The 15,023-nt window shown below is 33.9% G+C and carries 10 protein-coding genes and 1 tRNA gene; 4 read left to right on the forward strand and 7 right to left on the reverse strand.

Features of this window, described 5'->3' with window-relative positions:
• Positions 1 to 403 precede the first annotated feature (403 nt).
• The 6 genes from rpsA to EKL97_RS11120 form a co-directional block, all read right to left on the reverse strand.
• Positions 404 to 2,185 (reverse strand): 30S ribosomal protein S1, encoded by a 1,782-nt coding sequence (rpsA, locus tag EKL97_RS11095; protein ID WP_126459583.1) that lies wholly within the window; start codon positions 2,183 to 2,185, stop codon positions 404 to 406.
• Between the two features lie 385 nt (positions 2,186 to 2,570).
• Positions 2,571 to 3,947: a nucleoside permease gene (locus EKL97_RS11100; RefSeq protein ID WP_126568879.1), complete on the reverse strand. Its 1,377-nt coding sequence runs from the start codon at positions 3,945 to 3,947 to the stop codon at positions 2,571 to 2,573.
• A gap of 75 nt (positions 3,948 to 4,022) precedes the next feature.
• On the reverse strand, positions 4,023 to 4,718 hold the full coding sequence (gene cmk, locus EKL97_RS11105) for a (d)CMP kinase (protein ID WP_126568880.1): 696 nt from the start codon (positions 4,716 to 4,718) through the stop codon (positions 4,023 to 4,025).
• Between the two features lie 34 nt (positions 4,719 to 4,752).
• Positions 4,753 to 5,775: a type IX secretion system protein PorQ gene (porQ, locus tag EKL97_RS11110; RefSeq protein WP_126568881.1), complete on the reverse strand. Its 1,023-nt coding sequence runs from the start codon at positions 5,773 to 5,775 to the stop codon at positions 4,753 to 4,755.
• 165 nt (positions 5,776 to 5,940) lie between these two features.
• Complete coding sequence (gene lon, locus EKL97_RS11115; RefSeq protein ID WP_126459571.1) at positions 5,941 to 8,391, reverse strand: endopeptidase La; 2,451 nt, start codon at positions 8,389 to 8,391, stop codon at positions 5,941 to 5,943.
• A 356-nt stretch (positions 8,392 to 8,747) separates the two neighbouring features.
• A tRNA-Val gene (locus EKL97_RS11120) sits at positions 8,748 to 8,825 on the reverse strand.
• A gap of 211 nt (positions 8,826 to 9,036) precedes the next feature.
• Between EKL97_RS11120 and EKL97_RS11125 the strand changes: the two genes are divergently transcribed.
• Positions 9,037 to 10,824 (forward strand): ABC transporter ATP-binding protein, encoded by a 1,788-nt coding sequence (locus EKL97_RS11125; RefSeq protein ID WP_126553307.1) that lies wholly within the window; start codon positions 9,037 to 9,039, stop codon positions 10,822 to 10,824.
• Positions 10,825 to 10,941: 117 nt separating this feature from the next.
• Here the strand turns inward: EKL97_RS11125 and EKL97_RS11130 are convergent, their stop codons facing one another.
• On the reverse strand, positions 10,942 to 12,111 hold the full coding sequence (locus EKL97_RS11130; RefSeq protein WP_126459563.1) for a proline dehydrogenase family protein: 1,170 nt from the start codon (positions 12,109 to 12,111) through the stop codon (positions 10,942 to 10,944).
• A 92-nt stretch (positions 12,112 to 12,203) separates the two neighbouring features.
• Between EKL97_RS11130 and aroB the strand changes: the two genes are divergently transcribed.
• The 3 genes from aroB to EKL97_RS11145 are packed head-to-tail and all read left to right on the forward strand — an operon-like array spanning position 12,204 to position 14,961.
• Entirely contained in the window at positions 12,204 to 13,271 is a 1,068-nt protein-coding gene (gene aroB / locus EKL97_RS11135; RefSeq protein WP_126568882.1) for a 3-dehydroquinate synthase, read from the forward strand.
• 56 nt (positions 13,272 to 13,327) lie between these two features.
• Positions 13,328 to 13,507, forward strand: coding sequence for a hypothetical protein (locus tag EKL97_RS11140; RefSeq protein WP_126568883.1), 180 nt, complete (start codon positions 13,328 to 13,330; stop codon positions 13,505 to 13,507).
• A 53-nt stretch (positions 13,508 to 13,560) separates the two neighbouring features.
• Entirely contained in the window at positions 13,561 to 14,961 is a 1,401-nt protein-coding gene (locus tag EKL97_RS11145; protein WP_126459553.1) for an arginine decarboxylase, read from the forward strand.
• The last annotated feature ends 62 nt before the right edge of the window (positions 14,962 to 15,023 follow it).

Raw genomic sequence — 15,023 nt, forward strand, 5'->3', positions numbered from 1 at the left:
TCAAAAATGACTCTTAAAATACAGATTTACAATAATTTCAAAGAACTTGTTTTATTTTTTAGTGGACACTAGTGAAAAGTTATATAAAAGCATTTACGCACTATTATTACTTTTGGTTTTAAAAAAATAAAAATAATTTTCAAAATATTGATTTTCAAATAATTATATTTTTTTAATAGTGTTATGAAAATGAAACGAAGTAAAATAGCTCAGATGGCAGCAAGTATCCTTTTTATGGTGCTACCCAAAGTTATTTTTTAAAAATTAGTACTGCACAATAAAAAGATACTGCGAACAGCGGGACGATTGTGGATGGTGAACTTATATGTTATGCTCATTAAAAAGGAAGCAAAAAAAAGCCCCACATTACTGTGGAGCTTTCTATTTTCAAAAAATCAAGAAATTATTTTTTCTCTGACTTTTCCATTTTAGCTTTTAATGCTGCTAATACATCATTACTATCACCTAAAGTTGATGCCGAAGCATTGTTTGTAGATGCTGAAGATGATGTGTTTTCAGTAGCTGTTTTTACATTTTTCTCTTCTTCTTCACGGAAGATAGCAGTGTGAGAGGCAACTACTCTTTTGAATTCTTTGTTGAATTCGATAACTTTGAAATCAGCTGTTTCGCCTTTTTTCAATTTCTTTCCGTCTTCTTTTTCAAGGTGACGTGTAGGAATGAAAGCAACGATATCATCACCAAATTCTACAGTAGCTCCTTTGTCAACAATTTCAGAGATTTCACCGTTATGGATTGTTCCAACTGCAAATGAATCTTCATATTGATCCCAAGGATTAGCAGTAGTTTGTTTGTGACCTAAAGATAATTTACGTCCATCAACATCTAATTCTAATACTACTACATCAAGTTTTTCACCAACATTTACAAATTCAGATGGGTGTTTGATTTTCTTTGTCCAAGATAGGTCTGAGATGTAAATCAATCCATCAATTCCTTCTTCTAGTTCTACGAAAATACCAAAGTTTGTAAAGTTTCTAACGATACCTGAATGTTTAGAACCTACAGGATATTTAGAAGTGATATCAGTCCAAGGATCTTGAGACAATTGTTTGATACCTAATGACATTTTACGGTCATCTCTGTCTAATGTTAAGATAACTGCTTCAACAATATCTCCTACTTTTACGAAATCTTGAGCAGAACGTAAATGAGTAGACCAAGACATTTCAGAAACGTGGATTAAACCTTCAACACCTTCAGCCACTTCAATAAATGCACCGTAATCAGCGATTACAACTACTTTACCTTTTACTTTGTCTCCAATTGCTAATTTAGCATCTAGAGCATCCCAAGGGTGAGCGTTTAATTGTTTCAATCCTAATTGAATTCTTGTTTTTTCGTCATCGAAATCAAGGATTACAACATTTAATTTTTGGTCTAATTCCAATACTTCAGATGGGTGGTTGATTCTTGACCAAGAAAGGTCAGTAATGTGAATCAATCCATCAACTCCACCTAAGTCAATAAAGACACCATAAGAAGTAATGTTTTTAACAACACCTTCTAATACTTGTCCTTTTTGCAATTGACCGATGATTTCTTTTTTCTGGATTTCGATATCCGCTTCAATAAGCGCTTTATGAGAAACAACAACATTTTTGAATTCGTGGTTGATTTTTACCACTTTGAATTCCATCATTTTGTTTACATATACATCGTAGTCTCTAATTGGTTTAACATCAATTTGAGATCCTGGTAAAAACGCTTCAATTCCGAAAACGTCAACGATCATACCACCTTTAGTTCTGCATTTTACAAAACCATTAACGATTTCTCCTGTTTCGTTAGCCGAAATAACTCTATCCCATGATTTGATAGTACGTGCTTTTCTGTGAGACAAAACTAATTGACCTGTTTTATCCTCACGGATGTCAATTAATACTTCAACAGTATCACCTACTTTTAAGCTTGGGTTGTAACGGAATTCGTTCAATGAAATAACACCTTCCGATTTTGCGTTGATATCAACAATAACGTCTCTATCTGTAATTCTAACAACTGTTCCATCTACTACTTCTTCTTGATCCGTAGCGATAAATGTTTTTGAAACTAGTTCTTCAAATTCTAATAAGTTTTTTTGATCCACTGCATCAATACCTTCTTCAAAGTTGTGCCAGTTAAAATTTGCTAAAAACTCTTCTTGTGATTTTACTTGTTCAGACATGCTGATTGAAAATTTGTATTCTGTATTCTCTCGAGTTTCTTAATGTGCTAGAAAACAACAGAAGTTGTTTGTATAATTAAGTAATACCTAAAGGAAACTCTTATTCACCAAAAGGACTGCAAAAGTAACACATTTATCTTAATTTGCAAAATAATTTAAATACGATAATGTCTTGGTTTTTAGGAGCAGTACGTTTTGGGGTTTTTATGACGATTACTCCCGCTTTCCGCTATATCTTTTATACAGTATCCAGCCTTTTGAAGGCTGGATACTGTATAAAAGGATACCGCTTCACTCGGGGCTAGTTATGTAAATATTTGATTCCCAGCATAAAAAAACCGATAACTATTTTTAGTTATCGGTTTTTTTTATTTTTCTTTCCTTTCTAATGACTTACATTTTCAAAATCTACAGGATTGTGTTTGTGCTTGAATAAAACGGCAAAAGCCAAGGCAATTATCAGTGCATACATAGCAAAAGCCAACCAAATGGTATGCCAGTCTTTCATAAAAATGGCTTTACTAAACAAACCGTCTGATGTAATTGTATTTCCTTGATTTGAAATAAATTCTAACATCTTTGAATTTGTTGTTTCTGTTTCCAGAAAACCAGCCAAATCTGTAGTATTATTAAATGATTTTGTAAAGTATTTATCAATAGCCCATCCCGAAGTAAAACTTCCTAAAACCGCTCCAAAACCATTGGTCATCATCATAAACAATCCTTGTGCCGAAGAACGATTTTTTGGATCTGTGGTGGTTTCAACAAATAATGATCCTGATATATTAAAGAAATCAAATGCCATTCCGTATACCACACAGGACATAATAATCATCCACAACCCGTCTGTAGGATTGCCGTAAGCAAATAATCCAAAACGCAATACCCAAGCCAGCATACTGATCAACATCACTTGTTTGATACCAAAACGTCTTAGAAAAAAAGGAATCGCAAGAATAAATAAAGTCTCCGATATTTGAGAAATCGACATGATAATAGTTGAATATTCCACTACGAAAGAATCAGCATATTTTGGAAAATGTTTGAATTCATCCAAGAAAACATCTCCGTACGCATTTGTTAATTGTAAAGCGCCTCCTAAAAACATGGAGAAAACAAAGAACAAAGCCATTTTATAATCTGCGAATAACTTAAAGGATTCTAATCCTAGTGTTTCCATCACAGAAGCATTCTCTTTAGACAAGCGCTGCGGTTTACATTTGGGTAACGTAAAAGAGTAAATTCCCAAAAGTACCGCTGCTAAACCTGCAATATAAAATTGATATTCCGTTGCTTTATTTCCGGTCAAATTAGTGATCCACATAGCAACAATAAAACCGATTGTTCCCCAAACCCGTATTGGAGGGAAATTTTTGATTACATCTTTATTGTTTAATTTTAGAGCCGTGTAAGAAATTGAGTTACTCAAAGCAATCGTTGGCATATAAAAACACATTGCTAAAAGCATACTATAAATAAAGGTTTCCGGAGTAGTAACTTGTGGGATAAAAAATAATACTGCAGCATACAAAATATGAAGAATTCCATATAATTTCTCAGCATTTACCCATCGATCAGCAATAATTCCGGTTAGTGTCGGCATAAATAAAGAAGCAATTCCCATAGTTCCAAAAACCAATCCAAATTGAGTTCCTTCCCAATTCTTGGTGCCAAACCAATAATTTGCAATGGTAATCAACCAAGCTCCCCAAACAAAAAACTGAAGAAAACTCATTATTACCAATCTATTTTTAATTCCCATGCGATGAATTGTTTTTTTTATTTTAAAAAATTTACAAGGCGTAAATCTACTATTAAAAATTAAATCTGCAACTAATTATATCGTTTTAGTAATTTCATTTACTAATTCTAAAACAAGCTCAAATTGCTCTTTACGATTTAAATGTGAATTGTCAATTTCTATCGCATCATCGGCCATTATCAAGGGAGAATCTTCCCGGTGAGTATCAATATAATCCCGCTCTTCTACATTTTTGAGAACTTTTTCATACGTGATACTATCGCCCTTTTGAACTAACTCGTCATAGCGTCTTTTTGCTCTTGTGCTTGCACTGGCGGTCATGAATATTTTAAGCTCGGCATCCGGAAAAACAACGGTACCTATATCTCTGCCGTCCATAACAATTGCTTTGTCTTTTCCCATTTCTTTTTGCTGTTCGACTAATTTACTGCGAACCTCAGAAACTTCGGCTACTTTACTGACAAAACTAGACACTTCAATCGTTCTGATTTCAGTTTCGACATTCACATCATTCAAATACATTTCGGCAAAACCCAAATCAGTATTGAATTTAAACTGCAACTTAATATTTGACAGACTATTAATCAATGTTTGTTTATCAAAAAAAGTGGAGCTAACATATCCTTTTTGCATCGCAAAAAAAGTAACGGCACGATACATTGCTCCGGTATCTACAAATACATATCCAAAATGATTTGCGAGTTGTTTGGCTAAAGTACTTTTTCCGGTTGATGAAAAACCGTCAATCGCAATGGTGATTTTTTTGTTCAAAATGTAAAATTTAAAGTTCAATGTTATATCAAAATCATTCTTGAAAATTAATTGTCAATCCAAAAAGGCTTGTATTTCCTGCTAAGGTATATCTTGAATATGAATAATTAAATTTAAGTTTATTTAATTTAAGTCCAAAACCCAATGTAATTCCTGAAAAATTACGTTGCTCGACAATACGTAATTCTTCGGCTCGTCTAAAATTATATCCCAATCGCAAATTAAGGGCTCTTTTAGGAAAAAGCTCTACTCCCATAATTACATGACGCAAAGCATTATTTACAAATGACACCTTCTCTTCGGTTGATTCTCCATTAAATGAAGATGTAGCTCTAGCTGGATTTGAAAAAGCAATATTCCATTGCTGTAAATTCTCTAAAGTAAGATGCCAGCGAATAGGGACATTTTCTAATTCCTGTGACACTCCTGCGATTATTTCTAGTGGCAGTTTTTCATTTGTACCATTATACGTTGAAAACTGTGTGCCTATATTTCGAATGGCCAAAGCCCAATTGACATCATTTTTTTCATCAATAAAAAGAGCGCCTATATCTAACGCACCACCAAAAGAATTATAAATGTCTAAATTTGAAGAAATCAATTTAGCGCTCGCACCAATATGAATATTCGTATAGGGAATATTATAGGCATACCCGAAAGAAAGCGCTATTTCACTTCCAGTAAATGCTGCCGTAGGCTGGCCATTTTCATCAAATCCTTCAAAATTACCATAATTTACATAATTTATACCCGCCTGAAAGGTCTGTAAATGACGATCGTATGTATACGCGTACGAAGCAGTTCCATAAGTCACTTCATTAAAGTAGCTCCCGTAATTCAAAGCCAAATGGTTGTCCATTTCTGCATTTATAGTAGCCGGATTAAAATGGACCTGATTGACATCCTCATCATAAATTGTAATCACTTTCCCGCCTAAAGCTGCCTGTCTTGGTGAGGTCACTAAATTTAAAAACTGATAGGTGTACTTCCCTCCTATTTGACTGTAAGACACAGCACAAACAAAAATAAAAGAGTACAGATATAGTTTTTTTAGCATGCTTTAAATTGGAGTTTGTATAAGTAAAACGCAACTGCGAAGATAAAATTATAAATACAATAAATGGCAACTTTAAAACTGGTAATTACAAATAAAAAAATCCAAATTCCTTTGCTTGAAAATCAAGTTTTAGAAGTTGGATTTTAAATTTAGAATTTGTTTTTATTACAAATCCTTAGCGTTTTTAACCTTTTGATCAGTTAGAGCATATTTCAATACTTCGCTCATTTCTTTTACATAATGAAAAGAAAGTCCTTCCAGATATTCAGGTTTTATTTCATCAATATCACTCTTATTTTCATGACACAGAATAATTTCTTTAATATTGGCTCTTTTTGCAGCCAAAATCTTTTCTTTGATTCCGCCTACTGGCAATACTTTCCCACGTAAAGTAATTTCTCCTGTCATGGCTAGGTTTTTCTTCACTCGTTTTTGTGTAAATAACGAAACTAAGGACGTCAGCATTGCAATTCCTGCACTTGGTCCGTCTTTTGGAGTGGCTCCTTCCGGAACGTGTAAGTGAATGTTATATTTAGAAAGCAGCTCTGAATCCAATCCTAAAAATGATGCATTGGCCTTAATATATTCTAAAGCAATGGTGGCAGATTCTTTCATTACTGTACCCAAGTTTCCGGTAATTGTCATGGTTCCTTTTCCTGGGGAAAGCAACGATTCTATAAACAAAATATCACCGCCAACAGAGGTCCAGGCCAAACCAGTTACTACTCCGGCAACATCATTATTCTCGTATTTATCTCTTTCTAGCCTTGGAACACCTAGCGTTTTTATAATATCGTCATCCGTTACTTTTTTATTATACGCTTCCTCCATTGCAACGGATTTTGCTGCATTACGGATTACTTGAGCAATTTTAGCTTCTAGGCCACGAACTCCGGATTCACGTGTGTATCCTTCGACAATTTTTTCTAATTGTTTTTTACCAATAGTTAAATCTTTGGTTGTCAAACCATGTTCTTTCAATTGTCTTGGAAACAAATGCTGACGTGCAATTTCTACCTTTTCTTCAATCGTATAGCCTGACATTTTGATGATTTCCATTCTGTCTTTCAACGCAGGTTGAATCGCAGCCATATTATTCGATGTAGCAATAAACATCACTTTAGACAAATCATATCCCATTTCAAGGAAATTATCATAAAAAGAATTGTTTTGTTCCGGATCTAAAACTTCCAATAATGCTGATGACGGATCACCTTGGTTGCTGTTTGATAATTTATCGATTTCATCCAAAACAAAAACAGGATTTGAGGTTCCGGCTTTTTTCAAGCTTTGGATAATTCGTCCAGGCATGGCACCTATATACGTTTTTCTATGTCCGCGAATTTCCGCTTCATCACGCAACCCACCAAGAGAAATTCTAACATATTTTCGGCCTAAAGCTTCTGCTATAGAGCGTCCAATAGATGTTTTTCCAACTCCGGGAGGTCCTGTCAAACAAATAATTGGGGATTTCATATCATTTCGCAATTTTAAAACTGCCAAATGTTCTATCATTCTTTTCTTAACATCTTCAAGACCAAAATGATCTCTATCTAATATTTTCTGTGCTCTTTTTAAATCAAATTTATCTTTAGAATATTCGTTCCAAGGCAATTCCAAAAACAACTCCAGATAGTTTCTTTGAATACCAAAATCAGGCGCTTGGGGATTCATGCGACGCATTTTAGACAATTCCTTATCAAAATGTTTTTTGGTTTTCTCGTCCCATTTTTTGGTCAAGGACTTCTGTAACATTTCGTCCATTTCCTCTTCCTGAGAAACGCCACCTAATTCTTCCTGAATGGTTTTCATTTGCTGGTGCAGGAAATATTCACGCTGTTGTTGGTCTAAATCAAACCGAACTTTAGACTGAATATCATTTTTTAATTCGAGTTTTTGCAACTCAATATTCATGTAGCGAAGCGTTTCTAAAGCTCTTTCTTTCAACTCATTAATCGCTAATAAATCTTGTTTTTCTTTAACTGTCAAATTCATATTCGAAGTCACAAAGTTGACTAAAAACGATTGGCTTTCAATATTCTTGATGGCAAAAGTAGCTTCACTGGGAATGTTTGGACTTTCTTTTATAATCTGAATCGCTAATTCTTTGATTGAATCCAGAATGGCAACAAATTCAGTATCGTTTTTCTTAGGTCTTTTCTCTGGAACTTCCTTGATTTTTGCAGTAATATAAGATGTTTCATCAATAACAGTCTCAATCTCAAAACGTTTTTTACCTTGAAGAATTACCGTTATATTCCCGTCAGGCATTTTCAGTACACGTAAAATACGGGCTACCGTACCTATTTTATGAATATCTGCTTTGGTTGGGTCTTCATCTTCCTCATTGATTTGAGCAACAACTCCAATAGTTTTCCCTGCAGCGTTAGCGTCATTGATCAATTTAATCGATTTATCGCGTCCCGCAGTAATTGGTATTACAACTCCTGGAAATAAAACCATATTCCGCAAGGGCAATATAGCCAATAATTCAGGTAAAGCCTCATTGTTCATTTCCTCCTCGTCTTCGGGAGTCAAAAGTGGAATTAAATCTGCTTCCGAATCAAATTCCTGAAGTGACAGATTGTCAATAGTAAGTATTTTATGATTTGACATATATTTATTTAAGTCTTTTTGTCATTAAAAATTTTCATTTGCCAAGTAAATATATGATATCATAGTATTAATTTAAATAAAATCGTTGTATGACACTAATAATTTGTACAACCCTAAAAGAGACAATCATTATGCCAAAGTAAAAGCAAATTAATTTTATCTTCCTACAAATAATTCGAAAGATATATCTTTCTTTTTTTTTAGCTTTTTTCAACACTTGATTCGCATAGGTAAATATTACCTATGAAATGTCTTTGATAAATAGGAGGAAGTGTTAGTTTTTGATTCAGTCAGACTGCTAAAAAATTTTTCAAATAAAAAAAGGACAAAGAAGAATTTTTCTTCCTTGTCCCTTATGGTGGGCAATGAGGGGTTCGAACCCCCGACCCCCTCGGTGTAAACGAGGTGCTCTGAACCAGCTGAGCTAATTGCCCTAAACAATGCAGATATTTTCATATCCTTATTGCGAGTGCAAATATACAGCTAGAAATCGTATCTGCAAGCAAAAAAGTAAAAAAAATCAATAAAATAGTGACTCAGTTTTCTTTCGTGCTCTATAATAGCACTTTATCTTTGTAATGAAAAACTAGTATTTTTTTGTATTCATTCGCTATAGTCTTACATTTGCGACATAAACAATAGATAATGGCCAGGTTCAAAGAAAACGATTTACCAAAATCAAAAATTACTGCAAGTTCACTCCAAAAAGCAACTGTAATATTTCAATATGCAGGAAATCACCGATGGAAATTTTATGTAGGATTAGTTTTTTTATTATTCACTGGAGCGACTGCTCTTGCTTTTCCTAAGTTGATGGGAATGCTAATTGATTGTGTGAAAAACAAAGACAATACTCAAGCTAACATGATTGCGGGTGGTTTAATTGTAATCTTATTTCTTCAGTCCATTTTTTCGTTTTTTAGATTGTATTTATTTGTCAATTTTACGGAGAATACTTTAGCTAATCTACGATTATCACTGTACAGCAATTTGGTAAAACTACCTATGTCTTTCTTCTCGCAAAAGCGTGTTGGCGAATTAAACAGTAGAATCAGTTCAGATATTACCCAGATACAAGATACTTTAACATCTACTATAGCCGAATTCTTAAGACAATTCATTTTAATTATTGGTGGCGTTCTTTTATTGGCCAATGAAAGCATCAAATTGACATTATTGATGTTGTCCGTAGTGCCACTAGTGGCCGTTGCTGCGGTTATTTTTGGGCGATTCATCAGGAAATATTCAAAAAATGTTCAAGATAAAGTGGCCGAAAGTCAAGTAATTGTTGAAGAAACCATGCAAGGCATCAGTATTGTTAAGGCTTTTGCCAATGAGTGGTACGAAATTGCCCGTTACAACGGAAAAATAAAAGAAGTGGTTGCAATTGCCATCAAAGGCGGGAAATACCGAGGGTATTTTGCTTCATTCATTATTTTCTGTCTTTTTGGAGCTATTGTTGCCGTAGTTTGGTTTGGTGTTCGATTGAGTATTAGCGGAGAAATGAGCGTTGGCCAATTGATTTCGTTTGTGTTGTATTCTACATTTGTAGGTGCTTCTTTTGGCGGAATTGCGGAACTATATGCCCAAATCCAAAAAGCGATTGGCGCAACCGAACGTGTTTTTGAATTATTAGATGAAACTCCTGAAAAAATTAATTCGGTGCGTGATCCGGCTGCAATTGAAAAAATAAAAGGCAATGTCACTTTCAAGAATGTAGCGTTCAGTTACCATTCCAGAAAAGAAATTAAAGTATTAAAAGACGTTAGTTTTACCGCTAATTTTGGTCAAAAAATTGCTATTGTCGGACCAAGCGGAACCGGAAAATCTACTATTGCTTCCCTATTATTGCGTTTTTATACTATTGACGAAGGAGAAATATTGGTTGACGGAAAAAATATTTATGATTTTGATTTAGAAAGTCTTCGTGGAAACATGAGTATTGTACCGCAAGACGTAATATTATTTGGCGGAACCATCAGAGAGAATATTGCTTATGGAAATCCCAACGCTACCGAAGAAGAAATTGTTACTGCTTCAAAACAAGCCAATGCCTATAATTTTATCGAAAGTTTCCCTGAAAAATTTGAAACAATTGTGGGAGAAAGAGGTATTAAACTTTCCGGCGGACAACGCCAACGTATTGCCATAGCCCGAGCATTATTGAAAAATCCAAGTATTTTAATTCTGGATGAAGCCACATCATCATTAGACAGTGAAAGTGAAAAACTAGTTCAGGAAGCGCTTGAAATTCTAATGCAGGGAAGAACTAGTATTATAATAGCGCACCGCCTATCGACGATTCGCAGTGCGGATCAAATTTTGGTCTTGGATAAAGGAAAAATCACAGAACAAGGAACACATCAGGAATTAATCGCTCTAGAAAATGGGATTTATAAAAATTTAAGTAATCTGCAGTTTAGCAATTTTTAGATTTCATAAATTTGACATTAAAAAACTCCATTCAATAAGCTGAATGGAGTTTTTTATTAAAACTTTTTATAAATTCTAATATAACTGAATACTAAAATCTGATCACTGACCACTTTCCTACTTCCCTTTTCTTCGATTGCGTTCTGCTTTTATCATTTCTAATTCACGACTCGTTTGTCCCGCTACGGAAGTATTTTCTTCCGCACGACGAATTAAGTACGGCATCACATCTTTTACTGGACCAAAAGGCAAATATTTAGCAACATTATAGCCATTAGCGGCCATATTGTAGCTGATGTTATCGCTCATACCATACAATTGTCCAAACCAGATTCTGTCATCATTAGTTTTTATTCCTTTCTCCGTCATTAATTCCATTAGCGTATAAGTGCTGGACTCATTATGGGTACCTGCAAAAACAGACATTACCTCTAAATGATCCGTCATATAGCGCACAGCACCATCATAATTTTCATCCGTAGCTTCTTTTGAAGCGCAAATTGGTGATGGATATCCTTTTTCAGCAGCCCGAACAATTTCCTTTTCCATGTACGCACCACGAACCAATTTCATTCCGATAAAAAAACCTTCTTTTATAGCCTGTTCATGTAATTTTTTCAAGTAATCCAAACGATCCCAACGGTACATTTGCAACGTATTGAAAACAATGGTTTTTTCTTTATTGTATTTGCGCATCATTTCGGTCACTAAATCATCAGCCGCATCTTGCATCCAACTTTCTTCACCGTCTATCAAAAGAGCAACATTTTTAGAATGGGCATCTTTACAAACTAAATCAAAACGAGCCATCACTCTATTCCATTCTGCCTGTTCTTCTGGAGTCAATGTTTGTTTTTCGCCCAACTTCTCATATAATTCAAAACGCCCAAAACCGGTTGGTTTAAAAACGGCAAAAGGAATGGCTTGGCGTTCTCTGGCAAATTCAATAGTTTTCAAGGTCATTTCAAGCGCGGCATCAAATTGATCTTCGGCTTCTTTTCCTTCTACAGAATAATCCAAAACAGAGGAAACTCCTTTGGTATACATTTTATCTACCACCGAAAGACAGTCCACTTCATTTATCCCACCACAAAAATGGTCAAAAACCGTAGCGCGAATCAAACCTTCAACAGGAAGATTGGCTTTAAGGGCAAAATTTGTAACTGCAGTTCCAATACGTACCAGAGGCTGATTAGCAATCATTTTGAAAAGAAAATAAGCTCTGTCAAGTTCCGTATCACTTTTTAATGAAAAGGCAACTTGAGTATTATTGAATATTTTTTCCATTATTTGTTAGATTTTTGTACAAATATAGACAGAGTTTTGAATATTATTTAGCAAAAAATGCCTTATTTTGCGGTTCCAATTAATCCATACAGATGCAATCAATTCAAGCCAACAGTTACCCGATACATTTTAACGAAAAAGGATATGAAGCAATAAACCTTCATTTAAAAGAAAATAAATACTCCAACCTATTTATTATTGTTGACAGCAATACTAATGAGTTTTGTCTGCCCCATTTTCTTCCTGTTCTGGAAACTGATCTTATAATTGAAATCATTGAATTTGATTCTGGCGAAGAAAATAAAAATATTGAGACTTGCGTCCAAATTTGGAAAGTACTCACGGAACTTGGGGCTGACAGAAAAAGCCTTATCATTAACTTAGGCGGTGGCGTTGTCACTGATTTAGGTGGTTTTGTAGCATCAACCTTCAAACGCGGTGTTGATTTTATTCACGTTCCAACCACTTTACTCGCAATGGTCGATGCTTCTGTAGGTGGCAAAAACGGGGTGGATTTAGGAAATTTAAAAAACCAAATCGGTGTTATTAATGTGCCTAAAATGGTGCTTATTGATACTCAATATTTAGAAACAGTGCCACAAAACGAAATGCGTTCCGGTCTTGCCGAAATGCTGAAACACGGTTTGATTTATGATAAAGAATATTGGGAACAATTTTTAGATTTAAAGACCATAGATTTTGCGGATTTTGATGTATTAATTTACCGTTCAGTCGAGATAAAAAATGAAATTGTGCTGCAAGATCCAACCGAAAAAAATATCCGAAAAGCGTTGAATTTTGGTCACACACTGGGTCATGCCATTGAAAGTTATTTTTTGGAAAATGATAACAAAACAACTTTATTGCACGGTGAAGCCATAGCCGTTGGGATGATATTAGAGAGTTACCTTTCACTACATAAAAAACTGATCAATATAGAAGAATATTCTCAGATAAAATCCAGTATAAAGGCTATTTATACCGACATCGTTTTTGAAGAAAATGATATCAAACCAATCTTAGAATTACTGATTCACGACAAAAAAAACGAATATGGAAACATCCAGTTCGCATTGATAGAAGGTATCGGAAAAATAAAAATCAATCAAATGGTTGAAAATGAATTAATTCTTAAAGCCTTTCAGGATTATAAATCTTAATTATTTTTTATAAAAAGGATTGCATTACGTATATAATATTTTTTACATTTGCAGTAATGAAAAAAAGTCAAAACAAACAAAATTATAGTTGTAATAAAACCCGAAACAATATCTCTTTTCTAAGAATATTGAAACGTTTTTATTCTATCAAAGGAAACTTTAGTTTTGATATTTTTCAATACATGAAAGCAGATCACGAAAAACTTCAGATTATCTATGCAAATATTCGGGTTTGAATTATGGATTTCTTTATTTTACAATATTTTAATCTATAAATTTATGACATCTAATGAATACAAAATATTCTGATTTAATCAATCAAACCTACTATTTTCCACAGGAAGAATTTACTTTAAACAAAGACAACCTTCAGTTTCATAATATCGATTTAATGAAATTGGTAGAACAATATGGCACTCCATTAAAATTCACCTACTTACCTCAAATTTCCAACAACATTAACAAAGCCAAAAGCTGGTTTCGTAAATCGATGGAGAAAAACAAATACGAGGCAAAATATTACTACTGCTATTGTACTAAAAGTTCTCATTTTGAATTTGTAATGAATGAAGCCTTTAAAAATAACATCCATATTGAAACGTCATCTGCTTTTGATATCAATATTGTTGAGAACTTACTGGCAAACGGAAAAATTAATAAAAGCACCTATGTGATATGCAATGGCTTTAAGAGAGATCAGTATATTGAAAATATAGCCCGAATAATAAATAATGGACATAAAAATGCAATTCCAATTATTGATAATTATGAAGAGCTTGATCTTTTACAAGAACAAATAAAAGGGAAATTCAAAATCGGAATTCGTATTGCTGCTGAAGAAGAACCTAAATTTGAGTTTTACACGTCAAGATTAGGAATAGGGTATAAAAACATTGTCAATTTTTACAAAAAACAAATTCAGGAAAATAAAAAATTGGAACTAAAAATGTTGCACTTTTTTATCAATACAGGAATAAATGATAATGCCTATTACTGGAATGAATTAGTAAAATGTATCAAAGTTTATATTGCATTAAAAAAAGAGTGCCCTACACTTGATGGACTGAATATTGGCGGTGGTTTTCCGATCAAAAATTCATTAGCATTCGAGTACGATTATCAATATATGATTGACGAAATTATCAATCAAATCAAAATTGCCTGCGATGAAGCCGAGGTTGAGGTTCCAAATATTTTCACTGAATTCGGGTCCTTCACAGTAGGAGAAAGTGGCGGTGCAATATACCAGATATTGTATCAAAAACAACAAAATGACAGAGAAAAGTGGAACATGATTGATTCCTCTTTCATCACAACGCTACCGGACACTTGGGCTATAAACAAACGTTTTATCATGCTGGCTGTGAATCGCTGGAATGAAACTTACGAAAGAGTTTTATTAGGAGGAATGACATGCGACAGCGATGATTATTACAACTCTGAGCAAAATATGAACGCAATCTATCTCCCCAAATACAACAAAGAAAAACCGTTATACATAGGATTTTTCAATACTGGGGCTTATCAGGAAACGATTGGCGGATACGGTGGCTTGCATCACTGTTTGATTCCGCAACCCAAACACATATTAATAGACAGAGACGAAAATGGTATTTTAGCTACTGAGGTTTTCTCCGAACAACAAACTTCCGACGATGTTTTGAAAATATTAGGGTACGACAAAAAATAAATAACAATTATTCAATATAAAAATTCGTTAAATTTGAAATACTAATTTTAACGAATTGATTT

Source organism: Flavobacterium sp. LS1P28, from assembly GCF_003970335.1.
Taxonomy (GTDB): domain Bacteria; phylum Bacteroidota; class Bacteroidia; order Flavobacteriales; family Flavobacteriaceae; genus Flavobacterium.

Bases quoted from the DNA above. Each gene is read 5' to 3' on its own strand.
- rpsA (WP_126459583.1), bottom strand. From the start codon at position 2,185: ATGTCTGAACAAGTAAAATCACAAGAAGAGTTTTTAGCAAATTTTAAC.
- EKL97_RS11100 (WP_126568879.1), bottom strand. From the start codon at position 3,947: ATGGGAATTAAAAATAGATTGGTAATAATGAGTTTTCTTCAGTTTTTT.
- porQ (WP_126568881.1), bottom strand. From the start codon at position 5,775: ATGCTAAAAAAACTATATCTGTACTCTTTTATTTTTGTTTGTGCTGTG.
- lon (WP_126459571.1), bottom strand. From the start codon at position 8,391: ATGTCAAATCATAAAATACTTACTATTGACAATCTGTCACTTCAGGAA.
- EKL97_RS11125 (WP_126553307.1), top strand. From the start codon at position 9,037: ATGGCCAGGTTCAAAGAAAACGATTTACCAAAATCAAAAATTACTGCA.
- EKL97_RS11130 (WP_126459563.1), bottom strand. From the start codon at position 12,111: ATGGAAAAAATATTCAATAATACTCAAGTTGCCTTTTCATTAAAAAGT.
- aroB (WP_126568882.1), top strand. From the start codon at position 12,204: ATGCAATCAATTCAAGCCAACAGTTACCCGATACATTTTAACGAAAAA.
- EKL97_RS11140 (WP_126568883.1), top strand. From the start codon at position 13,328: ATGAAAAAAAGTCAAAACAAACAAAATTATAGTTGTAATAAAACCCGA.
- EKL97_RS11145 (WP_126459553.1), top strand. From the start codon at position 13,561: ATGAATACAAAATATTCTGATTTAATCAATCAAACCTACTATTTTCCA.